Origin of the sequence: Moorena sp. SIO4E2, assembly GCF_010671945.1 — a bacterium.
Lineage (GTDB): Bacteria > Cyanobacteriota > Cyanobacteriia > Cyanobacteriales > Coleofasciculaceae > Moorena > Moorena producens.
This window is the reverse complement of the sequence record NZ_JAAHIE010000018.1, coordinates 1-24864: the sequence shown is the minus strand read 5'-3', so window position 1 is coordinate 24864 and position 24864 is coordinate 1. Positions and strand designations below refer to the sequence as shown.

The following is a 24864-nucleotide window of genomic DNA, read 5'->3' as shown; positions in this document are numbered from 1 at the left end:
GATTTAATTATGTCTAACATCACAATTGGGTTTGTTCAACGTGAGCGATTTTCTTTAGCTGCTGAATTGCTACAACGTATTTTTGAATACACACAGTTGCCATTTAATCTAATTGTTGTAAATTGCAACATTCCTAATGTTTACTGGAACCAGATGGAGCAGGTTCTAACAGGTCGAAAAAACGTAAGTATCATTCACCACGAGCACTATTTACTGCCAAATCAGTCCAAAAATCTAGTGATTCAAGCTACCGAGGACGAATTCTTATGTCTTATCGAAAACGACAACCTGGTGAAAGAAGGTTGGCTCACTCAGTTAATGACAGCTTGTGAAGAATATCCTGCTGATGTAGTGGTTCCTTTAATTATTGAGGGTCCCTTAGGGGCGGGAAAGGTTCATTTTGACGATCTTTTAGGAACCGTTCAAACAGTAGAAACTCCTGACGGATCTAAGTGGGAAATCGTACCTCGCACAGATATCAAAGAACTAGATTGGGGCTCTACCGAACGACGCACTGTCCAATTTATGGAGCAACATTGTCTATTTTTTAGGCGTAAGATTTTTGACCAAATCGGCTTTTATGATGAAGAGCTGAATACTAGAGACGAGATTGATTTAAGCTTAGCTCTTTACAAAGCGGGAGCCAGGGTCGTTTTTGAACCCAAATGTGAGGTGCATTATATTCCTCCTTATCCTCCTAATGAAGATGAGCTTGACTATTTCTTTATGAAATGGGATTTGAAGCTTGCAGAAGAAAGTCGAGTTCGCATTCAACAAAAGTGGAATTTAGTTCACGTACCAGGGGATATGGAATTTGTCCATGACCGGAATCGCATTGGTCAATTGCACCAAGTGAACGCTACCCTCAAACAGCTAATTCCGCCAGAAAAACCATTCATATTAGTGGATCAGGCTCAATGGCTGGGCACAGAAATTGTTGAAGGTTTGCATCCAATTCCATTTATAGAACATGGAGGAAATTATTGGGGTGATCCCGCAGACAGCGATACCGCTATCCGAGAACTGGAACGTTTGAAAAAATCCGGAGCTGCTTATATTGTTTTTGCCTGGCATTGCTTTTGGTGGCTAGATTACTACACAAGCTTCAGGAAATACTTAGACTCTACATATGACTGTATTCTAAAAGACAGCTATCTAGTTGCCTTTGATTTAAGTTCGGTAAAGCCTCAGATTTTGGCCTCACAAAAGAAGGTATTGGCTGATTATTAAAGATGCTAATGCTTTAGTATACATAATTAGTCTTCCAGCATTTCTGCTCAGTATTTGCTAGTTTTCTGGAGAAACCATGATGAATAAGCTACGGGTCACATATGTCTTATCTCATTATCCTCAAATCTCTGAAACATATATCGAATCAGAGCTTGAAGCAATTTGGGATGATTTTGAAATTCAAATTATTAGCATGACACCAGCATATGCTACCTATCAAAAACATTTTCCATACAGATGCATTAAGAACCCCTTTGAAATCAAGAAAGAGATAGAAAAATTTAAGCCTGATGTGTTGCACACCCACTGGCTAAGTCACATTCGTGACTTAGCCTATTTGGCAGGTTTTTTTGCTAATGGAGAAAATCAAATTCCATTCACAGTAAGGTCGCACTCTTTCGACGTTTTAGATCCGTCAGGTCGCATTGTGCAAGCAGCTGTTCCTTTTATCAACAGTGAGCTCTGTTTAGGAATACTTTCATTCCCTTTTGCACGTGAGATATTAGAAAGTCATGGAGTGAAAAGTGAGAAAATTCATGAATCTTACCCTGTAATGAACTTTAAGCGGTTTTATGATCGATCGGCCAACGGTGAATCTGTCATGAATGTAGGCGCTTGCATACCCAAAAAAAAGATGGAGGATTTCTTAGAACTTGCCAAGAAGATACCAAACAGAGAATTCAACTTATATGCACTGGGCTATAACTCTCCTAGCATAGCTTCGTTAAATAAAGAGATGGGCAAACCAGTCAATGTAGTTTCTCCGGTTGAGCCTAGTCAAATGCTTGCAGAGTATAAGAAACATAATTGGCTAGTCTACACAGCTTGCCATGACTTGAAAACGGTTGGCTGGCCTGTCGCAGTGGCTGAGGCCCAAGCTGCTGGTCTAGGAGTTTGCTTTCCTAATATCCGACCCGACATCAAAGAATATGTAGGTGAAGCAGGATTTCTTTATGACTCCATTAGTGATGTGGCTGAAATAATTTCAAACCCGCCCTCAAAGGAGATTATCGAAAAGGGATTTGCTCAAGCCAAAAAGTCTGATATCTCCCTACATAAAAATACATTAATATCCCTTTGGAAGAAATCATCAACTGCTTCTCGGCGAATCAATGCTCAAAACAGTTCAATCTCCTTAAATATTGTTCCATGGGGGAAAGATAATACTATTTTAGAAGCACGGATTAAGGAGATTGAATGGGTTTCTGAGTTTTACCAAGCCGCTGTTCCTGGATCTACAGTCCTTGTTGCAGGTAATCCTGATGATTGGAATGTTGACATGCTTTTCCGTGAATACAAAACTGTTCCTTTTATAGGAGATGGCAATAAATATTGGGGTGCGCCTTCTGACTCTGAACAAGCAATTCAGGAGTTGATAAAAGTTTCAAATATCGTTGATTTTATCGTATTCCCTTGGCATGTATTTTGGTGGTTAGACTACTATGAAAACTTTAAAATTCATCTAAAATTACACTATTGTTGGATAGTTAAAAATAATTTTATAATTGTTTTTAAAATCTAATTGGGCTTAATAGCTGTCGATCTTCAAAGGTTAAAGCAATAGAATATTTTTTTAGCAGAAAACAATGAATCATTTTGCTAGTATCATTATTAACAACTTTAACTATGGACGTTTTCTTAGGAACTCAATCGATAGCGCATTAGAACAAAGCTATGATTTTTTTGAGGTAATAGTCGTAGATGACGGTTCGGAAGATGATTCCCACTCAATAATTGCAAGCTACGGTAATAAAGTTAAAGCGATTTTTAAGGAAAACGCTGGTCAAGCTTCTGCATTCAATGTAGGTTTTAAAGCTAGTAAAGGAGATATTATTTGCTTCTTGGATGCCGATGATATGCTGTTACCTAATGCAATCAGTCAAGCTGCTCAAAAATTCTATGATTCACATGTCGTTAAGGTTCACTGGCCTTTACATGGGGTTGATGCAGAACTCAAAAAGCTTGGCAAGGTAATTCCACCTGGGCCATTATCTAGGGGAGACTTGTTAGAAAAATTTATCTCGACTGGTCCTGAGGGAATGGTTTCTCCACCTACTAGCGGAAATGCATGGTCAAGAAACTTTCTTGAGAAGATTTGCCCTATGCCTGAAGAAGAGTATAGAAATGGAGCAGACTATTATCTGAACTCGTTAGCCTTTCTCATGGGACGAGTTGAGAGCCTTTTGGACTGCCAAGGATTGTACAGAATCCATGGCAATAATGGCGTTTCTAGAGTACCCTACAAAAGACGTCTAAGAATTTGTAAGCATCTGCGGAACACGTTAAGCAAATACTTGGATTCTCAAGGATATGATTTCAATATTTGCGGTTGGGAAAGCAGTTACTACGACCATGTAGAACTAATGACTCAAGTTGGAGAAAAATTATCTTTGATTGTTACTTCAGGCTCATCTTACATTCTTATTGATATGAATGAATGGGGGCAAGGTTCCCTTGTGGAAAATTCTAAGTGCGTCCCTTTCCTAGAGAAGTCTGGTCTATATTGGGGGCTTCCAGAGAGTGATGATAATGCAATCTTTGAATTTGAGCGGTTGCGGTCATTAGGTATTGAATTTTGTGTTTTTGGTTGGCCAGCTTTTTGGTGGTTTGAACACTATAAGGGGTTTTGTCAATATCTTTATAGACACTGTAAATGTCTCTTAGAAGATGAACAATTAATTATATTTAAGTTGTAGTATCAAGCCAAGGAAAATTTAGCTTAAGCTGTCGTGCATTAAAAATGCACAACAGCAAGTCAAAAGTCACGCATTCAAAAGTCAAAAGTGAAGAAAGTTTGAGGCTGATCTATCGAATAGAATAATATACAAATTAGATGCACAACAGCTTATTAGAAATAATGGGAATCCCAATTCCTGATTATTTCGATGGACAGTCTTTGATAAATATAAGATAAATTGCTGCTGCTAAATTCATGATTATTATTGTTGCAGGTGCTATTGGACGTTTCCCAGTCGGCGGTCAAGCATGGTGTGAAATGCAATATCTTTTGGGATTACGCTCGCTCGATCACCAAGTTATCTTCTTAGAAGAATGTGGGGAAAGTTCTTGGGTTTATAATTGGAAAGCAGAACAATTAACAACCTTTCTAGACTATCCAACCGACTACATTCAAGCATGTTTAGAACCATTTGGTTTTAGCAAGCAATGGATTTATCGTGCGGGAGACCAAGCTGTGGGAATGGAGATAAATGAATTTATTGATCTTTGTTCTCAGGCTGATTTGTTCTTAATACGAGGTTGCACCATCCCTCTGTGGAGACCAGAATACAATCTTCCTAAAAAACGCATTTTTATCGACAGCGATCCGGGTTTTACTCAGATTAAAATTGCTCATGGAGATCGAGAACTAATTAATACTGTTGAACATTGCGAAAAATTATTTACTATAGGGAAGCGCATAGGAAAACCAGATTGCCCAATACCGACAAATGGAAAACAATGGATTAAAACTAATTTCCCAGTTTTCCTGCCTGAATGGTCTTTTATAGAAGGCGAATCCTGTTCCGAGTTCACTTCAGTGATGCAGTGGAAAAGCTATAAAGCAGAAGTTTATCAAAATATTAGTTATGGAAACAAAGACAAAGAATTTCCTAACTTTATCACTCTACCCCAATTAACTAAGCAGCCTCTTCTTCTTGCTTTGACTGCTTCAGATCTTGTAGAAAAGGAGTTATCCACTTATGGTTGGAAAATAGTATCAGGATGGAAGAGTTCTTATACACCTGAACTATATCAAAAATTTATCCAAGCATCTCGTGCGGAATTCAGTGTAGCTAAACAAGGCTATGTATTGAGTCGGGGTGGATGGGTTAGCGATCGCAGCGTCTGCTATCTTGCCTCCGGTCGGCCAATTTTAGTGCAAGACACGGGCATTGGTGACTGCTTGCCAACTGGAAAAGGAATTCTCACTTTCCGTAACCTCTCCGAAGCCCTGAAGGGAATCGAGACCATTAACGCCGATTATGAACAGCACTGTCTTGCTGCGCGTCAAATCGCAGAACAATATTTTTCCACAGATCGAGTTCTACCACCCATGCTTGAAGCAGCTATGAGTTGAATAGTTGAATAGTGAAATTGGATTAAGGAGACATTACCATGCTAACAGTTACTATACTATAGGAATCGTACTTGAATCTTGCTACGTATACTGAGAAATAAACCTTTGTATGGCAAGCTTCTAGGCAATTTGGTGTTTCAGAAATCAAATATTAGTCCTATATTCTGGGCTAGCCAAATATTTACAATTAAAGTTTAGCTGCGTAAGTAGGTGGGCTAAAAATATCGAATCATTATTATGGAGTGAAAGGGAAATTTTTTGATGCATATATTAAAATCATTCCTTGATTGTGCAACGCCATATAATTTGCAATTCGGGTCTCATCGAGTTTCTTGACAAAATTTTGAGTAAATTAAATGCTAGAAAGATTACTGAAGGAAATAACCCATAAATTTCCTGACAAAACTGCTATCGTCTACGATCGCTCTCCGATTAGCTATCAGCAACTTTATCACTGGGTTCGGGAATTCAGTCGGGGGCTCAGAAACCTCGGCATTGGAGAAGGGGACTGCGTTGCTGTCTTGTTACCCAACTGCCCAGAATTTATCATTGCTTTCTACGCGATCGCCAAACAAAAGGCCATCATCTTACCTTTAAATCCGCTGTTTAAAGCAGAAGAAATTGAGGGATATCTCCAAGATAGTCAGGCAAAAGTGATTATTACAGATAGACAGCGAGCCGATATTTGCTATGTTTTGAAAGAAAAATTTAACCCTGAAATAAAAGTGATTTTGGTGGATGCTAACGGTTCAGAAGCTGAAAATTTCTACGATTTAATGGTTGCAGATACCGGAGAAAATGAAGCAGATACTGAAGCCTACTTAGGAGATATAATCTATCAGTATTCTTCTGGAACTACAGGGATTCCAAAACGTATTTGTCGAACTCAATATAATTTATACCATGAAGCCAAAAATTTGGCTGAAACAGCTCACATAAACAAAGCAGACATCATTCTTTGTCTCGTTCCCCTACATCATGCACATGGGTTAGGCAATTGTCTGTTAGCTGCCCTCAGTAATGGAGCAACTTTGGTTATTTTAGAACCAGTATTACAAGGGGAAACTATCGTGGAAGTTCCCTTTATTTTTCGTCGCAATCGCATCTTGGAACTACTGGAAACAGAAAAAGTGACTATACTTCCAATTGTTCCTTATATCGTGGAAGCCATAGCAGAAACACCAGCGGATGTAAACCCTGATTTATCAAACTTAAGATTGTGTTTCTCGGCAGGAAATTTTTTGTCAAAAGAGACGTTTGTTAAATTTTTACAGCGGTGGAAAGTTCCAGTGAGACAGCTTTATGGCTGTACGGAAGCGGGTTCAGTAACAATTAATTTAGATGAGCAAGTAGAAAACACCCATGATTCAGTTGGGATGCCCATGAAAAATGTTACCGTAACTATTGTTGATGAAGAAGGAAACGAACTACCGATAGAAACTAGAGGAGAAGTTGTTATCAAGAGTGAGGCGCTGACTCGGGGTTATGCTAATCTGCCAGAACTCAATCGACAAGTATGGCAAAATGGAGCATTTTTTACGGGAGACTTAGGTAAAAAAGATGCAGCAGGTCGCCTTTATATTACCGGAAGGAAAAAGCTACTTATTGATACGGGAGGCTATAAAGTCGATCCCTTGGAAATTGAAGATGTGCTAATATCCCATCCCCAGGTGAAAGAAGCAGTTGTGGTTGGAGTCAAGGAAATCTATGCAGGAGAAAAGGTAAAAGCGGTGATTGTTCCATTGACTCAGGAATGTACTTCCCAAGAGATTCTGTATTTTTGTCAAGGGAAGTTAGCAAAATTTAAAATTCCTAAGATAATTGAGTTTCGAGATAAAATTCCCAAGAGTCCTTTGGGTAAAATCTTAAGAAAAGACCTCGTTTAACTATCACTCAGGAAACAATGTCTATAAAAACCAGAGCAGATATTACCCAGACAACCAAAGAGTTAGTCTTAGAAGTTTTGCCAGGGATTAGCAGTGTAGAACTGTTGCCCGATAGTGATATTTTGAATCTGGGACTGGATTCAATCAACGCCATGAACCTACTGAGTAAACTGCAAAAGACTTTTGCCATTGAATTGTCAGCCGAAGATATTACCTTTGAAAACTTTCAAAACTTGAACGGTCTCGTTAACCTAGTTGAGAAAAAGCGCAGTCAATCAGGCTAATGACAGTTAATCAGATTACCTATGGTTCCAAGGCAGCCAGTCATCTGGAGCCTTACTGTGTAATTTGATTAAAATGATGATGAATCGTTAGTATTTCCCTAAAAAAATAAGGAGGTTAGCATCATGCAGAGCCTTGCAGAGATTAGGCAAACAACAAAACAGTTGGTTTTAGAAATATTGCCCGAAGTGAGTAGTGAAGAACTGTCACTTGAAAGTGACATTTTCAATCTGGGACTGAACTCCATAAATGCAATGAACTTACTGACTAAACTGCAAGAGACGTTTGGCATCGAGTTGACAGCGGATGATATTACCTTTGAAAATTTCCAAAACGTAGCCGGTCTGGTTAAGTTAGTTGAGAAAAAGAGCAGCAAACAAATTAAATAACTTACAGGTTGATAACCGCTAGTCAGTTGTATTTGAGGGTTTATCTATGAAGGAAGTACGCATAGTTAATCTATTGTCTGAATTTGATGCTCGCTTGGAAGCAGAACATAACCAACTCCAAGCACTTAGTCCTCAAGAAAGAGCCAAGCATTTAGATAACATGATGCTCGCAGTTGGCCGACAAACTGGAGAGTTTTTGAATATGCTGCTCAAAACCCAAGGTGGCAAACGCATTCTTGAAATTGGGACTAGCGTTGGCTATTCAACAATTTGGTTAGCGGAAGCAGCGCGGGTAAATGGTGGTTGCGTCACCACTCTTGAATATGTTGCTACTAAGCAGGCCCAAGCAGTAGAAAATATTCGTAAGGCTGGTTTAGAAGACTTTGTCGATTTTCAACTTGGGGATGCGGTAAAGTTAGTGGAAACTTTACCAGGAACTTGGGATTTTGTCTTGCTCGATCTCTGGAAGCAGTTTTACATTCCCTGCTTTAATCGCTTGTACGAAAAGCTTGCTCCTGGGGCGATTATCGTTGCTGATAACATCAATTTTCCTCCTGATTTTGCTCCAATCATGAAGGCTTATCAAGAATGTGTCCGGGCTAAACCAGATTTAGATTCAATTCAAATTGATATTGGTCAAGGTCTTGAGGTAACGCGAAAAGAAATCAATTAATTAACTAAATGTTACTGGAAGAGCCTTTAGTCCCCGTAAAGCTAAGTTTTTGCGCCACTCTAATTTGTCTGAGGCTAGTTTCAGATTGGGCAATTTTTGCAGTAAGCTATCGATCGCAATTTCTGCTTGGATGCGTGCTAGACTAGCACCTAAACAACGATGAGTACCATCGCCAAAAGCTAGGTGCTGGTTTTCCGCTCGGGAAATGTCGAATTGATCGGGTTGATAAAATTGAGAGGGATCTCGATTAGCAGCGCCTAAACAGAGAAATATTTTCTCTCCTTTTTGAACTGTCTGTCTTCCTATTTCTAAGGTATCACCAGCAATCCGACTAATTGTCTGTATTGGACTGTCATAACGAAGCATTTCTTCCACCGCAATTCGGATAATTTGCGGGTTTTGTTTTAGTTTTTCCATTTGTTCTGGATGTTGGAGCAATGCTAACATTCCATTACCTATTAAATTAACTGTTGTTTCTTCTGCGGCAACAAACAATTGGATGCAAATTGCTAATACTTCTTCTTCACTAAGCTTGTCATTTTTATCTCTGGCTGCAATCAAATAGCTAATTAGATCATCTTGTGGAGCTTTAGATCGTTGAGCAATCAGAACCCGAAAGTATTCTTGAAATTCCAAAATTCCCTTGTTGATAGCTTCATATTCTTCTAAGGAGATTAAAGAGTCAAGAATACGAGATAAAATCTGAGAGTTTTGCTGAAGTCGTTTTGGTGCATCACCGGGGGAAACTCCTAACATCCTAGCAATCACATTCGCAGGAAGTACCTCTGCTAGATCGGCGATAATATCCATCTCCCCTCTAATTTGTACCACCTCTAAACATTCATCTACGATTGTCTGGATTTGGGGACGCATACCCTCAATCACTACCGGAAGCAATGCTTTACTTACCAGACGGCGTAATCGAGTATGATCCGGCGGATTTATGTAAAATAAAAATTTGTTGCTAGTATCTACAAGCGCGTCAATATTTTTGCCTTTATTTTGTAAATCTTTATTTTTTTCTGAGATCAACTTTGGACGTTCATAACTATAAACACGACGCTCCTTTAAAATAGTCTTCACATGTTCATAGCGAGTAAGAAACCAAGCGCCTCCAAGGGTAGAGCAAATATCATTTTCAGCGCGAAGCCGATGATATATAGGATAAGGATTAATGCGAAACTCAGGAACAAAAGGATTAAACTGGATCGGTTTCATCAGTTGTTTTCTTACTCCTCCTATGCTAGGTTAAGGTCTTCAGCATTTAAATTGGCTATTCAGACTGACGGGGAGAAGGGGAGAATCTTTCCGGGTTGGAAACCTAACTTGACAAGTCCCAGTTTGAATGCATCTTAGGTTAACAAGACAATTAATTTGCCCTGATTTTAACATAACTTGAAAATAATGATGATACAACAAACCTATGATGTAGCAATTTGCGGTTCAGGATTAGCTGGGCTGACTCTAGCGCGACAGTTAAACTTGAAAATGCCGGAGCTCTCAATTGTTCTTCTGGATCGGCTGGCTCGCCCCCTTCCACAAGCTGGTTTTAAGGTAGGAGAATCAACTGTTGAGGTGGGTGCTTATTACTTGGCTAATGTCCTTGAGATGACTGACTATTTTGAAAAGAATCACTTGCATAAACTGGGATTTCGCTATTTCCTGGGTGACACAACTGGGGATTTTCACAAACGACCTGAAATTGGGCTTTCTGAATTTGAGCCGCCTCATTCCTATCAAATAGACAGAGGGGTGTTAGAGAGTGATTTACGCCAATTTAATGTTAATGCCGGAATCGAATTGTTGGAAAATTGTCTAGTCAAAGACATTAAATTAGCCTCCGAATCAGCAAAACATCATCAAGTTATTTACAGTAAAGACAACAATAAAAATCCTCAAATTATTCAGGCTCGTTGGGTAATTGACTCCACAGGTTACCGCCGTTTATTACAAAAAAAACTGGGTTTAGCTAAACCCCTCAAGTCTAAATTTAGTGCTGTTTGGTTTCGGGTAGAAGGTCGCTTCGATGTGGATGATTTTGTGCCGGAGACTGAACAAGAATGGCATGGAAGAGTTCCCAACAGAATTCGCTATTTCTCTACAAATCATTTGTGCGGAGAAGGATATTGGTTATGGCTGATTCCTCTATCTAGTGGCTACACAAGTTTGGGAATTGTAACTGATGAAAATGTTCACCCCTTTGGAACTTATCACACATACGAAAAAGCTTATCAATGGCTAGAAACATACGAACCAACAGTGGCACTTCATCTCAAAGATAAACCACCTGTAGACTTTCAAAAACTGCCTCAATATACTTACTCCTCTCAGCAGCTATTTTCCATAAATCGCTGGTCTTGTGTGGGAGTAGCGGGGGTATTTGCTGACCCCTTTTATTCTCCTGGAACTGATTTAATTGGTTTTGGCAATTCTCTAACTATCCAGATGATTGAACTCGATCTTCAAGGTAAGCTAACTCAACAAACTGTAGATGAAGCTAATCGTTTTCTGATCTCATATAGCGAGAGTATTACCTCGCAGATTCATAGTACCTATCTATGTTTTGGCAATGATACGGTAATGGCAATGAAGTTGCTATGGGATGTTTTAACTGCTTGGGCTTTTAGCGCACCGTTAATGTTTAATATGCTATTTCTTGAACCAAGCAAAAGGGCTAAAGTTTCCCAGGGAGCGGGAGTTTTGTTTATTTTGTCTCAGCGGATGAATCAATTTTTCCGAGATTGGTTGACGAAATCACAGGGGCGATTTTCCTTTGACTTCATTGATTACCTGAAGATTCCGTTCGTCAGAGAGTTAAGAACTCGTAATTTAGCCCCCAACAAAACTGAGCAAGAGCTAATTGATGACCATACAGCCAGCATTCAACTTTTGGAAGAATTGGTTCAAGTGATGTTTTTATTGGCATTGGAAGATACCATGCCGGAACAATTATCCCAGTTTCCAGAAGGGATTTGGTTGAACTCTTGGGCAATTAGTTTAAATCCAGAAAAATGGGAATCTGATGGACTGTTTCGACCGAGAACTAAGCCTCGGGATTTGCGCCCAATTACCAAACAATTGCGTCAGCTGATTCGCTTCAAGTCAGTTGAGGAAAAATTTGTGGCTGTTTAGTCCATTAAGTCTCAGCTAAAAACGTAAAGTTAATTTTGTTGTCTTGACGATTAATATCAGGACTTACGCAACTGGCACAGTGCGATCGCTATTTAGTAGTATAAATGTATTAAATAATTAAAAGTCTTCTATATTGATCAGGGATTGACCATCAAAATAATCAGGAATTGGGATTCCCATTAAATTTAAAATTGTTGCTGGTAAATCTGGTGCTTTCCCAATGGGTAAAGATTTTCCTGCTTCCATTTGAGGTCCTTTGATCATGACAAAGCCTTGAGAGTTATGGCTTCCACTGCGTAAATAAGGAACAGGACCAATTCTACCAAAATCAGGACTATCAACTACATCTGTGGGATGATCTTCTTGCCATTTAACAATTAAATCAGCCGGACAATTCTTAAGATTCTCAGTTGTTGGATCTTGTCTAGTGCGAATCACTTGCTTTACCATAGGCTTACCTGTTCTCCCATCTGTCAGACGTGACAAATGTTCACAAATATCATTGCAAACTTGATCGTAATCAGACGGCTGAACCTGTCCTAAAGCCTCACGTCCCTTCAAATTAATCCGAATGTAACCATCAGAAAAACTCGGTAGGGCAAAAGCTTTCATTTTGTGCCAAATGGGTTTATACCAGTTAGCCGGTTGCCAGCACATTGGTTCACCTGCTTCCTGTTGCTGTCTAGGAGATTCTAATTCTATTCCTGAAGTTCTCTGACTCCATATTTCTTGTTGCCAATAATCCCAATCCCAGTTCGGATAAAAGTAATTAAACTTCGGTAAAGGAGGAGTCGTGTTTTGTTTTCCTGCAACTAAAGCAGTTTGACCTGGAAAAGTCCATCGATACATAAACTCTGCGAGGAAAAACATACTGGGAACATCTAAAAAATTAGAACTCATGCCATGAGCAGAAAAAATAACAACATAAGTCTCTTCAGAAACTTGAGACAAAATTTCGCCAATCGCTCGATCAACTCCTTGGAAGATTTCTAATAAAAAATCACTGCCCTCATTGATCTCAGATAGAGGATGGGGTTGACTCAAGTGCCAAAAATAATGACCTCCTGAATGGGTTTATGAAAACATTGTCAAGAAAAAATCCCAATCTTGATGAAGTAGTTCCTGGCAAATTTGACTTCTTTGAGAAATCCCCGTCAGTAATCGGTTTTTAAGGGTATTTATGGTTTCAAGATCATAACAATTTGCCCAGTCTCTACCATAAGCAGGATGTTTGCCATATTTATCAACAATTTCTTTGAGGAGATGGTCAGGTTTTGAGCAACTCGATCCTTGCTGAGAGTGAGAACCCCAACCTAAGACTTGTAATCCTTTCACTTCTGGACAGAGTCTAGTTTGAGGCATATCAAAAACAGTAACACGGTAGTCACTATTCAACGTATAGAAAGGAGGATATTCCTGGAAATCATAAGCCTTGATGTCAGATACATTGTAGTTAGAATGGTGAAATTTCTGAGGACCCCAATACCCTGTTTTCTCAGGAAAACAACCTGTCAGAAAAGTTGTCCAGGGAGTCTCTGCTCGATAGTATTCAATGTTTGTTAGTCTTCCACTAACCCCTTGAGATTTCAGATGGTTAAGATTGCTAAGATATCCTTGAGCGATCCAATTTTCCACCTGATCGGGAGCCGCAGCATCTAAACCAATAGCAATGACTTTAGATTTCATTGATACAACTAAGTATTTGAACAGGAATATTTATATAGTAGCTTATTCATTGAAAATAGCTTCCAGACTATACTATAATTTATACTTAGCTCTACTCAAGTTTGTATTTTAGCCCCGCGAATTTTACCAAACTGATGATATCAATCCCTGGCCAGCCAATTGATTCAACTGCCATGATACCTCAGAGGAATACAATCGTGCAGTATGCCTACAAGCAAACACCACAAGGTGAATTGATGCTCGATGTCCACTTGCCATCCGGATGGAAGTCAGTAGATCGGCGACCCGCAGTGGTTTTCTTTTTTGGCGGGGGGCTTTACCACCATCTGAAGGGACAGTTTAATTACCAGGCAGCATACTTGGCTACTCGTGGTCTGGTGGCAATCGAAGTTGACCATCGTACCAAACATTATCACGGTACTACAATTGACAAATGTAGTGAAGATGCCAAGAGTGCTATACGCTGGGTGCGAAGCCATCCTCAAATACTGGGTATCGATCCAGACCGAATCGCAGTTGCTGGTTCTTCTGGTGGTGGGCAGATGGCTGCCGCGACTTGTACAGTGAAGGGATGTGATGCCCCAGGGGAAGATTTGAGTATTTCCTGCCAAGCCAACTTGCTGCTACTGTTCAATCCCATCCTGGACTTTTCCGATGAAGATCGAACCCAGATGGTCGGTTCGGCTGAGATAGCTCGCAACATTTCTCCCAATCTCAATTTGCACGCCAATATCCCTCCCACCGTTTTATTCTACGGTACTGAAGATCCAGACTTGGATCAGGGGATCTCCTATTTCAAGCAAGCCAGATCCCTAGGGGTAGAAGCGACCCTTTACACAGCAGACGGGGTCGGACATGGATTCATTAAGCAGGAGCCTTGGCTCAATGCCACCCTCTACCTCAGCGACCAGTTTTTAAGGAAACATGGATATCTAGAGGGTGATCCTGCCTTGCCTGGGGACGGAGCAGCCCAAATGCGGGAAGTCAAAGTCGAGGAGGTTAAGGATACACCCAGTAATAGTTCTGTCCGGCCTTCGGTGAGACTCGCTGCCTACGCCATGTTTCGCAACTTTAAAACAGCCCAGGAGTCACACAAGGTCTTCGGCATTGGTTTGAGTGGCACAGGCAGCGAGAGTCTGAGTGAAGCCCTCAATCATCTGGGAATTGGCACCAAATACTATTCTCACAATCCCAACGCCCTCAATGCTTTGCTCAATGGCAGTAAGCTGCCTATTCTGGAACAATACCAAGGTTTAGTTGATGGCATTGCTCCCTTCTATCGCCAACTGGATCAAGTCTATCCCGGCAGCAAATTCATTTTGACTGTTCGAGAAAAGCACAGTTGGCTTGAGTCCATGGAAAATCTCGCCAGCACCATGGCAGAAAATGTGTCTTGGCTCAACCCAGAGGGGGAACCGTTAAACGAATTCTTGCTCTACCAACTCAACTACGGTTTGTTTGAGTTCAATGCCGACCGATATTGGCAAGCTTACGAGGGCTACGTTCAAGGGGTTCTGGACTATTTCCAAAACCGACCATCGGATCTGTTGGTGATGGACATCTACAACGGCGATCGCTGGGACAAAGTTTGTCCGTTTCTAGAACTGACTTTGCCTTCGGTGCCCTTTCCCCAGAGTCACTATTGGAAAAATCTACAGTATTGGAGCAAACAGGCTGGGGCAACCTGGGCTTATATCGAAATGCTGATTCCGGCAGATTGTCAATTCATTTTTGTTGATGACTGCACAACAGAAGCTAGCCATCGTTCTTACTCGCCTTTTCTAGAACGGGATGGGCAGTATTGGGGGGCACCACCGGATGATGAAACTGCCATTGCTGAGTTAGAACGAATGCGCCAGGCAGGAGCAAAATTTATCGCCTTTGCCTCTGTTGCCTTCTGGTGGTTTGAATTCTATTCCCAATTTCACGATTACCTGCGCTCCCATTTCTCCTGTATTTGGGAAAACGAATGCCTGGTTATATTTCACCTGGAATTTAAATGACTGATATTTCATTTTTGGGCATGGTTCATACCAAGTTGCGATCGCTAAGTAGACATCTCCAAAATAGTAATATTCTGTGTAATTAGAATGTACAACAGACTATTTAATACATAACGATACGGTGTATGAGGCATTCCCTTGCCACGTTTTTCTGGTTCCTTGGGAAATATATCTTCAAACAACTTCCATTCTAAGTCGCTCAATCCTTCAAAACGCCCAGCCATAAATTGATACACCCAACTCAAGTGAGAAATAGATTATCACGTTTTTATATTAGTGGGATAGGTTCATGTATTGAGTCGGGGTGGATGGGTTAGCGATCGCAGCGTCTGCTATCTTGCCTCCGGTCGGCCAATTTTAGTGCAAGACACAGGCATTGGTGACTACTTGCCAACTGGAAAAGGAATTCTCACTTTCCGTAACCTCTCCGAAGCCCTGAAGGGAATCGAGACCATTAACGCCGATTATGAACAGCACTGTCTTGCTGCGCGTCAAATCGCAGAACAATATTTTTCCACAGATCGAGTTCTACTACCCATGCTTGAAGCAGCTATGAGTTGAATAGTTGAATAGTGAAATTGGATTAAGGAGACATTACCATGCTAACAGTTACTATACTATTCTGGGCTAGCCAAATATTTACAATTAAAGTTTAGCTGCGTAAGTAGGTGGGCGTTAACAAATCAACCTATGTGACAAAATGTAAAATCAGTGAAAAGCTTAGAAATAGGTTATTCCATAGTTGTTACAAAACTAAACATTGACACTACAATCCGATTAAAATGGATCAAGTCAACATTGAGATTCAACAAGGTGTGAAAATGGATCGAGCAAACATTGAAATTCAACATTCTGGGTTTGCCAAATATTTACAATTAAATAGTCTAATCGCCTTTGTCGCGAATTGATGTTTTAGTAATCCCTCAAATAAATTACTTTACTCTCATGCAGTCAAAAAAATATTTGCCCGATCAGCTTAGCAAACAAGGGCTTGTAAGTAAAAAAAATAGTCCCAGAGTTAGCATTGGGTTGGCAGTCTACAATGGGGAAAATTTCATCAGGGAAGCCATTGATTCAATTCTTGCTCAAACATTTACTGATTTTGAACTAATTATCTCCGACAACGCTTCGACAGACCAAACGGAAGCCATTTGTAAAGCTTACGCAGCACAAGATGAGCGAGTCCGGTACTATCGGAATCCAGAAAATTTTGGTGCTGTTGTTAACTCCAACCGAGCCTTTGAATTGGCATCAGGCGAATATTTCAAATGGGCCTCCCATGACGACGTGATTCGACCCGAGTTTCTTGCCAAATGCGTCGAAGTCCTAGACCGCGACCCGTCTGTTATCCTCTGTTATCCTAGGACTATTACCATTGATGAGCAAGGTAATCCCAGGAAAGAATGGGAGACAAGACCGGAGTTCGATTCGACGGTACCTTACAGAAGATTCCGCGAAGTCTTAGCACCAGTGGAAACATTTCCCATTTGGGGGCTAATGCGGTCAGAAGTCTTGAAGAAGACACCGCTTTTTGGCAGTTATCCGGAATGCGACCTGACCTTACTAACTGAGTTGAGTCTTCACGGGCGCTTTTATGAAATTCCGGAGTTTCTCTTCCTCAGTCGGGAACATAGAAAGCGATCAGTGCGGGCTTACGACTTTCGCAACCCCTATAAAGCAATTGCCTGGTACAACCCAAAAAGATCGGCAAAGCTTTTTTTCCCAGCTTGGCAGCTATTGGCCGGACATATTGCGGGGATCAATCGCTCGCCAGTCAGTTGGCGCGATCGCCTACCTTGTTATCTCGAAATGGCGAAGTGGATAAAAGAGTACAGACACCAATTGCTGCGTGACATTATTGTTGCGACCAAACAAGTGCCGGGGATTGGTTCAGCAGTTACTCAAGTCCACAAGCAACAGGTTGAATCGAGTTGGTCAAGACAAGTTGCTCAAATAGTAAAAGCAGTGGAATCAATTATTCCTGTAGAGGAAGCCTTTATCCTTGTCGATGAAAATCAATTTGATTCCGAGGCTTTTTCCAGGTGGCGAACCCTCCCCTTTCTTGAGCAAAACGGGCAATATTGGGGACTACCACCGGACGATTACACCGCCATTGCAGAACTAGAGCGACTGCATCAAAACGGAGCCAATTTTATTGTCTTTACCTGGCCGACGTTTTGGTGGTTTAGTCACTATACCAATTTCCATGGCTACTTGCGCTCAAAATTTTGCTGTTTACTAGAAAATGACCATCTGGTTGTCTTTAAGTTACGGCAATAATGGCTTTACTGGTGTTGCTGAATTAGGGAATGAATAGGAGTGGGGTGGGTATCCTGCCTGCCCGACAATTGAAACGGGCAAGATGCCCGTTCCACGGCAAGATGCCCATTCCACAAAACTCTTCAAGTCATGCCATTATTAAGCAACGCCAAAGCTTGGTAGTTTAATGCAACGGTTGGAGTTATAAGAATGGCACGTATCATTATTTGTGGTTATATGATTCGTCATCCAGTTGTAGGTAATTTGCTGGCATTTTTTCATTACCTTTTGGGTTTTTCCAAAATGGGGCATCAGGTAATATATCTAGAGGAAAGTGGTTGGTCTCAGTCTTGCTATGATCCCTCCTATCGAAACTATAGCGATGACCCTGAACCAGGAATTAGAGTCGTCAAAAACCTATTTTCACGATTTGGTATCAATGCTGAGTTAGGCTTCATTAATCGAGAAACAGGTAGAATCTATGGCTTAGTTTGGGATGATCTCAAAGAGGCATTAAAAACGGCTGATTTACTGCTGAATATCGGTGGCGTGTGCTGGTTGCCAGATTTCAAGCTGTGTCAACGGCGGGCGCTCATAGATATGGATCCTTTTTTTACTCAAATAGGAAAGTTTGCAATTGGAGGATTAGAAGATTATCAGATGCTCTTTAGCTATGGGACGAATATTGGTCAATTCGGTTGCTCTATTCCAACTCATGGTCGAGACTGGTTACCAACTGTTCCTCCTGTTGTGCCAGAAATTTGGACAGATGAATCTCCTACGAATTCAGCCTACCTTAAATCCAATACTGATATTCCTTTTACTACTGTTGCCAATTGGACTGCCTATGGTAGTATCACCTACGAAGGTAAAACTTACGGACAGAAGCGAGAGGAATTTTTACGGTTGCTTGACCTTCCTAAGCGATCACCGTTTCCTTTAGAACTTGCCCTTTGTGGCATTGGCCCTAAAGAACGCAAGCAGTTTGAGGTTGCTGGATGGCAAATCCGAGATAGTCAATTTAGTGAGAACTTTGAGGAGTATCAGGCATACATCACCCAGTCAAAGGGAGAATTTAGTGTAGCAAAACAGGCCTATGTTATAACTCGTAGTGGTTGGTTTAGCGATCGCAGCGTATGCTACTTAGCCGCTGGATGTCCTACCGTTTTGCAGGATACGGGTTTCAGAGATGAGGTCTCTTCTGGAAACGGGCTATTAATGTTTTCGACCCTCGACGAGGCAGTTCACTGCCTGAATTGTGTTAAGCATGACTATTTACGTCACTCTAAAGCAGCTCGCGAGGTTGCTGAACGGGTATTTAGCTATCGAATTGTTTTGCCTCGTCTTTTAGATCTTGCCTTGCATTCCAAATCTGGGCATCAAACGACTAATTTCTTGGGAGATCCACCATGATCTCTCTTTTTATCGGCCACATTGAGTGTTTGCTAATATGCGGCATTCATGGGTTGTTATGTCTATCGTCCAGGAATGTATATCCAAGGTATGTGGTGATTTCTTTTCAAGAATAACGTTTAGAAATGGCAGGGTAAACGCATCTTGTTGGGTAACCGGGGATAGTTCTCAATAAACCCTGCCTTGTCTTGATGGAGTCGCTCATGGTTTTGGTTCTGTGTGCGGAACTTGTTTCCGCACCTTGTAAGCCCCGTGGAAACCACGGCAGTTGCTCATGGGGGGAAGCCCCTTTGAAGTTACCGTAAGAGAGGGTCGCCTTGATAGCGACAGGTTATGGGTCATACTTTTAAGTTATATGAAATAAGGCTCCACTCTCTAAGGTTTCGTCCAAGACCGCACTGCCTCCCCAAGACCGCGCTGCATCGCTTCATAGCCCTTCAGTTGAACGTTGTGAGCATTCTGAATAAGACTGTACCCAGTAGCAGTAAGTACATCATAATCTAGAAACACCACAGAGATTGGGATTGAGGTTTCGAGTAGTTCAAACTTTGGGGGAACTTCAGTCTTGAGGTGAATCAAACGAACCCCAAGGTGGGACAATTTAGGTAAGTATCCGAAAATCCCATTCTCAATCGTGTAGTCTCTAGGAGAATAATCTGGGATCAAGTTCTGCTAATTGGCAGTGTTGCATGGTCAGCACCCCCCTCTTGCCTAGACGGGGCAACCTGACTCAACTGCTATGTTTTCCATAACCCTGATGCTAGGTTAGGTAATTATGGCGGAAAATGTTGAGGTAATAATTATGATTATCCCATTATCGATAACTTTGATGATCGCCTCAGTAGCCATTTACCTTTGCGTTAAGACTACTGAAGAAATCGTCAAAGTGGCTGCAGCTATAACAGCCTTACTGTGTCTGTTTGTCAGCCTATTTTTTGTTCCTTGGCCAATCAAACTACTGATTTTGATAGTTCCCTTTATTTTTGAAAAACTCCAGCGGGTAGCCTCTCGCTAGGGATTAGGAATGATTGCTTTAGGCTTTAAGTAATAAAATCATTAACGATTAACTATTAACCATTAACCATTAACCTAACCCCTAACAGGGTAAGCATATGCGCTACGCCCAGGCTACGCCAACAGCTATCAGCGTGTCGCGTATCAGCTTTGGGTCTGTGGCCACGCTACCGGAACAGATTATCCCCATAGCGCAGGCTGTCTTGATGCAATAGCGAGTGGTTTGTTCGCGAAGCGTCGCCTTTGGCGATAGTTACCGTAAGACAGGCTCGCCTTAATCAATAAGTTTTAACCATGCATCTGCATAGCCTACCAACCATAAAGGCGAGCCTGTCTAAGGTTTCGTTTCCGGGGGAAACCACGGCAGTCGCTCATGGGGGGGACCCCCAAGACCGCGCTGCCTCCCCAAGACCGCGCTGCATCGCTACTTGAGGTGCTTTTGAATAAAATAAGCTGACGGCATTAGGCTGACGGCTGAATGCTTACCTAACAGGATTAACCTAGCTCTTACCATTACCATTTCCATTGCCAGCGGTGGCCAGCACCCGATCAGCTAGCTTACCTGGCACTTCCTGGAGATGGTCATAGGTCCAATTAAAGAAACCGATCCCTAGAGTAAGCGATCGCAATTCCATGATCAAGTTTTGCATTTCTGCCTGGGGGATATAGCCAGAGACACAATCCCATCCTGTCCAATCAGAACAGGTCTCATAGCCGAGGATTTGACCCCGATGACCGGTGATCAATTGCAGCACCTTAGAGGTAAATTCCTGAGGTGCATAGACCCCAACAGACATAATTGGCTCAAGTAACGTTGGTTCACAATTGGGCATACCACCGGTCATAGCGAGCCGTGCTGCTTGTTTAAATGCCTGTTCCGAACTATCTACCGAGTGGTAAGAGCCATTGGTGAGAGTAACAGCCACATCTACCACTGGGAAGCCTAAGGGTCCGTGGGACAAGTACTCCTTTACTCCGATCTCCACACCAGGGATATATTGCTTTGGGACGACCCCACCGACAATGCTTTCGGAGAAGTTAAACCCTTCACCCCGAGACAAGGGTTGGATATCAAGGTAGACATCACCATATTGCCCATGACCACCACTTTGGTGCTTGTAGCGCCCGTGAGAGGTAGTGGATTTGCGGATAGTTTCTTTGTAAGGCACTCGGGGTAAGTGAGTGGTCATCGGTAAGTTGTATTTGCGGCTCATCCGGTCTAGAGCAACCTGAAGATGAATATCTCCCTGTCCCCATAGGATGATTTCGTGAGTGTCTCCATGTTGTTCCCACACCAAAGATGGGTCTTCTTCCAGCAGCTTGGTTAAGGCACCACTCAGCTTAACCTCATCTTTGCGCTTCTGAGGGGTAATGGCTAACGCATAGACTGGTTTGCTTGCCTCAGCTATTGGTAATTTAATCTCTCGATTACCCGTATCAGTGGTCAGGGTGTCACCAGTTTTAATGCCCTCTAAGCGTCCCAGGGCAATGATATCACCAGCAGAGACTTGGGAAACTGACTGAGTGTGGTGACCAAACATACGGTATAAGCCTCCGGCGCGGGCACCATTAAAGACCATGCCATCGGTTAGTTTACCTTGCCAAACTCGCACTAGGGAGAGTTTTCCACCTTGGGGAGTGTAATAGGTTTTGAGTACCTGTGCCACCGTGCTTGATTCATCACCAGCAATGTCCCGACGCTCGGCGGTGGTTTCTGGGGTTGGTGCTTCCCGCAGTAGGGCATCGATCAAGGGGCGAACACCGTAATCTTGCTGAGCAACACCTATAAATACAGGTACAATCAAGTCGGCCCCCAATTCCATCTTCAGGTCTTGGACAATTTCTTCTTGGGGTGGCTCGATTTCTTCTAGTAGTTCTTCGAGGAGGTGGTCGTCAAAATCTGCTAAGGTTTCTAGTAATTCTGTGCGTGCTTGCTGTTCTGCCTCTTTCAATGACTCTGGCAGTGGGATCGGATCAGCTGGGGCATCAGGATGGTAAAGATAGGCTTGTTCGGTGACTAAATCAATAAATCCGGTGAGGTGTTCTCCCTTACCAATGGGGTATTGGTGCAGTACTAAGGGGCGAGTGGAAACGGAATTGAGGGCATCGAAGACGGACCGTAAGGAGTTACCATTAGCATCATCGGTCAACTCAAACCGATCCATTTTGTTAATAAAGACTAAGTGGGGGATTTCCCAGTCGTCGAGAAATTTGAATAAGGGTGCTAGGGTGAGGACGCGATCGCTTACTGGTTCACAAACCACGACAGCCGCATCCACACCAACTAAGGCGTTGTAGGTTTCTTGAGCAAATTCAATGGAACCGGGACAGTCTATAAAATTGAAGCAGATATCTTGATACTCGGTGCTGGCGGCAGTTACCTCCACACTCATTTGGCGTTGCCTGGCCTCGGTGGCACTATCACCGACGGTGTTGCCTTCCTTTACTGTGCCTTTGCGAGAAATCCTACCAGTAACGGACAACAAACTTTCGAGTAGAGTGGTTTTACCACTGAGATACGGACCAACAATTGCCACATTACGGGTGGCTTTACACACTTTGCCGTTCATAATTTACCCCCAAATTATTTCAATTGGACTTATGCATTGAAGCGGAGCTTGAAGGGGATGATCTGGTAGGGAGGTTAGTTGATTAAAAAGTGCCATGTCAACGGTTCTCTTACCTAATCATTCTACCTACTTATCTCCTGACTACTGGTTTATGCAGAAGTTTTGTTGAGATGGGATCAACGTTATCTGGTTGTGAGATTAACTTATTTTGGTTTGATCTAGATCGAACTTGCAATGTCTTGTAATGTAAACTACTAAAACTGTTAAGTTAGATAACTCTAGGTCACTAATTTTCAAAAAATATGAATACACGTAACAACTATAAAAAAAAATGTTTCAAAAATCTTAAGAAAAATTTGTTCCCACTCAACTTAATGTTTGTTAACACAAAAGTCACTGCCAGAGGATATTTCTGCCTAGGAGTCAGTTGGCTGTTGGTGCTGACACAGCCACTAGTTTCCCATGCCCTAGGGGTTAACCCAGATCATCTGAAGGATTCACCAGAGAGACTGAGTAGACATCATCCCCTTACTCGCCCTTACGGTTACAGTAGTAGACAAATCGCCCAGTCTCAGTATCTGCCAGCACTTAAACCAACTCAACCGGCAGCCCTTGAGCAACTTAATCAAGGACTGGCATTAATTCAACAGAGTAAGGTACTTGAAGCGATTGTGGCGTTTGAAAAGGCAGCCCAACTGAATCCCAAGCTAGCACCAGCACACTACAACTTGGGTCTAGCATTGCGGCAGGTTGGTAAATTGCAGGCGTCAGCCGATGCCTTTTATCGGGCAACCCAGACTGATCCCAAATTTGCTCTAGCCTTTGCTAATTTAGGGGCTGCTCTGTTGGAAGGAAAGAATTTGTCTCAGGCACGGGAATATCTAGAAAGAGCTCTGGAACTTGACCCTAAACTGGGTGTTGCTCACTATAACATGGGTCTAGTTATGTCCCAGTTGCGAACACCCGCACAAGCGATCGCATCATTTAAACAAGCAATGGAATTTAGCCGTAATGCTCCCGAACCGGCATATCATTTGGGACTGATTTATAGGCAACAGGGCAAGCTGGAGGAAGCAAAAAAGGCGTTTGAGCAAGCGATCAAAATCAATCCCAAATACCCCGAAGCCCACTACAATATCGGGGGAATTTTATTTAATCAGAGAGATTTGGATGGTGCTCTGGCAGCTTTCCAGCAAGCAGCGGTAGCTAACTCGAACTACGCTAATGCCTATTATGGTGCTGGTGTAGTATTTCTGCGCCAAAACCGATTTAGTGATGCTCTGGAAGTCTTGCAGTATGCTAGAGACCTTTACAATAGCCAAGGTAATCCCCAGTGGGGACGTAGGGCTGAGCAGTTGATGGAGCAAGCCCGTAATTCTGGTTTTTAGTGGGGTTTGTACCATCAGAACTTGTTAGCTTTGACCCCTTTGGGGAATTAAAAATTAAAAATTAAAAATTAAAAATCTAGAAGCGATGCAGCGCGGTCTTGGGGAGGCAGCGCGGTCTTGGGGGTTCCCCCCACTCGCTATTGCCGTGGTTTCCCCCACTCGCTATTGCATCAAGACATTGAACAAATTTTGAATTAATTAATTCCGGGTACAAGCCCCCCGGGGAATTAAAAATTAAAAATTAAAAATTAAAAATCTAGAATTGTCCGAATCATTTTGAATTAATAATTTTGAACTTTGAATTGGAGCGTTCGCGCAGCGTGACCTACGGTCAAGCGACTTGACGACTCCCCACAGATAAATCGGGAGCGTTGCATCTGTAGGGGGATGATTGATCGAGATGGGGAAGATGGGGAAGAATCCACCCATCCTCCTGTTGATGTTTATCACGTTTTTATTAGGATTTCTATATCAGTTGTTTTTTGCTTTTTTTGATGGCAGGCTTAACCGAATATTTTTAATTATTAATAAAATTATTACTATAAATAAACTAACTATTTATAGTAATAAAAGCAACCCTATTGTCAGTATTTTTTACTGATTTATTATTAGTGGTATTTTACTGATTATTATAATAATTTCATAGATAATTTTTTATATTTTAAAAACAAATAAAAAATTATCATATCACATTTTAATTTAACTTATAGGGCTACAAAAATTAAAAAGCTTAAAATGGATTGTCCTTTATATGGAAAACTTTAGGTATTTTACCGGCTAATACTAGTCTAGCTTGAATTTTTAGCCGATTATTAAAAGTGGAGTAACCTTGGGAGACCTTGAGTTTAGTGGATAAGACGA

General features: G+C 41.8%; 22 protein-coding genes. 16 read left to right on the top strand and 6 right to left on the bottom strand.

What is annotated here, in order from left to right; genetic code table 11:
* The first annotated feature begins 9 nt into the window (after positions 1-9).
* The 8 genes from F6K37_RS04060 to F6K37_RS04025 all read left to right on the top strand — a co-directional run bounded on the left by F6K37_RS04060 (position 10) and on the right by F6K37_RS04025 (position 8538).
* Positions 10-1230 carry a glycosyltransferase family 2 protein gene (locus F6K37_RS04060; RefSeq protein WP_287248338.1) on the top strand — a complete coding sequence of 407 codons (1221 nt, stop codon included), beginning with the start codon at positions 10-12 and terminating at the stop codon, positions 1228-1230.
* A 76-nt stretch (positions 1231-1306) separates the two neighbouring features.
* Entirely contained in the window at positions 1307-2752 is a 1446-nt protein-coding gene (locus F6K37_RS04055) for a glycosyltransferase family protein (RefSeq protein WP_287248336.1), read from the top strand.
* 64 nt (positions 2753-2816) lie between these two features.
* On the top strand, positions 2817-3926 hold the full coding sequence (locus F6K37_RS04050) for a glycosyltransferase family 2 protein (protein WP_287248333.1): 1110 nt from the start codon (positions 2817-2819) through the stop codon (positions 3924-3926).
* A 236-nt stretch (positions 3927-4162) separates the two neighbouring features.
* Positions 4163-5308: a glycosyltransferase family 1 protein gene (locus tag F6K37_RS04045; protein WP_287248332.1), complete on the top strand. Its 1146-nt coding sequence runs from the start codon at positions 4163-4165 to the stop codon at positions 5306-5308.
* Between the two features lie 356 nt (positions 5309-5664).
* The gene (locus tag F6K37_RS04040; protein ID WP_287248330.1) at positions 5665-7194 is read left to right on the top strand and encodes a class I adenylate-forming enzyme family protein; all 1530 of its coding nucleotides are present in this window, start codon (positions 5665-5667) and stop codon (positions 7192-7194) included.
* Positions 7195-7211: 17 nt separating this feature from the next.
* A complete protein-coding gene (locus tag F6K37_RS04035) occupies positions 7212-7478 on the top strand; it encodes an acyl carrier protein (protein WP_287248329.1) in 267 nt (88 codons plus the stop codon).
* A 123-nt stretch (positions 7479-7601) separates the two neighbouring features.
* Positions 7602-7865, top strand: coding sequence for an acyl carrier protein (locus tag F6K37_RS04030; RefSeq protein WP_287248327.1), 264 nt, complete (start codon positions 7602-7604; stop codon positions 7863-7865).
* Between the two features lie 46 nt (positions 7866-7911).
* On the top strand, positions 7912-8538 hold the full coding sequence (locus F6K37_RS04025; protein ID WP_287248324.1) for an O-methyltransferase: 627 nt from the start codon (positions 7912-7914) through the stop codon (positions 8536-8538).
* Here the strand turns inward: F6K37_RS04025 and F6K37_RS04020 are convergent, their stop codons facing one another.
* Positions 8539-9756, bottom strand: coding sequence for a cytochrome P450 (locus tag F6K37_RS04020; RefSeq protein WP_287248322.1), 1218 nt, complete (start codon positions 9754-9756; stop codon positions 8539-8541). It lies immediately after the preceding gene.
* A 186-nt stretch (positions 9757-9942) separates the two neighbouring features.
* On the opposite strand from F6K37_RS04020, the gene F6K37_RS04015 reads away from it, so the two are divergent.
* Positions 9943-11670 (top strand): NAD(P)/FAD-dependent oxidoreductase, encoded by a 1728-nt coding sequence (locus tag F6K37_RS04015; protein WP_287248320.1) that lies wholly within the window; start codon positions 9943-9945, stop codon positions 11668-11670.
* 117 nt (positions 11671-11787) lie between these two features.
* On the opposite strand, the gene F6K37_RS44480 is transcribed toward F6K37_RS04015, so the two are convergent.
* Both F6K37_RS44480 and F6K37_RS44475 read right to left on the bottom strand, forming a co-directional pair.
* A complete protein-coding gene (locus F6K37_RS44480; RefSeq protein ID WP_353837749.1) occupies positions 11788-12714 on the bottom strand; it encodes a hypothetical protein in 927 nt (308 codons plus the stop codon).
* A gap of 30 nt (positions 12715-12744) precedes the next feature.
* On the bottom strand, positions 12745-13356 hold the full coding sequence (locus F6K37_RS44475) for an alkaline phosphatase family protein (RefSeq protein ID WP_353837747.1): 612 nt from the start codon (positions 13354-13356) through the stop codon (positions 12745-12747).
* A 197-nt stretch (positions 13357-13553) separates the two neighbouring features.
* On the opposite strand from F6K37_RS44475, the gene F6K37_RS04005 reads away from it, so the two are divergent.
* The gene (locus F6K37_RS04005; RefSeq protein ID WP_287248319.1) at positions 13554-15359 is read left to right on the top strand and encodes a sulfotransferase; all 1806 of its coding nucleotides are present in this window, start codon (positions 13554-13556) and stop codon (positions 15357-15359) included.
* Positions 15360-15403: 44 nt separating this feature from the next.
* On the opposite strand, the gene F6K37_RS04000 is transcribed toward F6K37_RS04005, so the two are convergent.
* Entirely contained in the window at positions 15404-15583 is a 180-nt protein-coding gene (locus tag F6K37_RS04000) for a hypothetical protein (protein ID WP_287248317.1), read from the bottom strand.
* A gap of 70 nt (positions 15584-15653) precedes the next feature.
* Here F6K37_RS04000 and F6K37_RS03995 point away from each other — a divergent pair, with 70 nt between their 5' ends.
* The 4 genes from F6K37_RS03995 (at position 15654) to F6K37_RS03980 (ending at position 19031) form a co-directional block, all read left to right on the top strand.
* On the top strand, positions 15654-15920 hold the full coding sequence (locus F6K37_RS03995) for a hypothetical protein (RefSeq protein WP_287248314.1): 267 nt from the start codon (positions 15654-15656) through the stop codon (positions 15918-15920).
* 384 nt (positions 15921-16304) lie between these two features.
* Positions 16305-17639 (top strand): glycosyltransferase family 2 protein, encoded by a 1335-nt coding sequence (locus F6K37_RS03990; RefSeq protein WP_287248312.1) that lies wholly within the window; start codon positions 16305-16307, stop codon positions 17637-17639.
* Positions 17640-17668: 29 nt separating this feature from the next.
* Positions 17669-17806: a hypothetical protein gene (locus F6K37_RS03985; protein WP_287248310.1), complete on the top strand. Its 138-nt coding sequence runs from the start codon at positions 17669-17671 to the stop codon at positions 17804-17806.
* A gap of 22 nt (positions 17807-17828) precedes the next feature.
* Positions 17829-19031 carry a glycosyltransferase gene (locus F6K37_RS03980; protein WP_287248307.1) on the top strand — a complete coding sequence of 401 codons (1203 nt, stop codon included), beginning with the start codon at positions 17829-17831 and terminating at the stop codon, positions 19029-19031.
* A 375-nt stretch (positions 19032-19406) separates the two neighbouring features.
* On the opposite strand, the gene F6K37_RS03975 is transcribed toward F6K37_RS03980, so the two are convergent.
* Positions 19407-19697, bottom strand: coding sequence for a hypothetical protein (locus F6K37_RS03975; RefSeq protein WP_287248304.1), 291 nt, complete (start codon positions 19695-19697; stop codon positions 19407-19409).
* A gap of 109 nt (positions 19698-19806) precedes the next feature.
* Between F6K37_RS03975 and F6K37_RS03970 the strand changes: the two genes are divergently transcribed.
* The gene (locus tag F6K37_RS03970) at positions 19807-20046 is read left to right on the top strand and encodes a hypothetical protein (RefSeq protein ID WP_287248302.1); all 240 of its coding nucleotides are present in this window, start codon (positions 19807-19809) and stop codon (positions 20044-20046) included.
* A 499-nt stretch (positions 20047-20545) separates the two neighbouring features.
* On the opposite strand, the gene F6K37_RS03965 is transcribed toward F6K37_RS03970, so the two are convergent.
* On the bottom strand, positions 20546-22615 hold the full coding sequence (locus tag F6K37_RS03965; protein WP_008181210.1) for an elongation factor G: 2070 nt from the start codon (positions 22613-22615) through the stop codon (positions 20546-20548).
* A gap of 374 nt (positions 22616-22989) precedes the next feature.
* Here F6K37_RS03965 and F6K37_RS03960 point away from each other — a divergent pair, with 374 nt between their 5' ends.
* Positions 22990-24003 carry a tetratricopeptide repeat protein gene (locus tag F6K37_RS03960; protein ID WP_008181208.1) on the top strand — a complete coding sequence of 338 codons (1014 nt, stop codon included), beginning with the start codon at positions 22990-22992 and terminating at the stop codon, positions 24001-24003.
* The last annotated feature ends 861 nt before the right edge of the window (positions 24004-24864 follow it).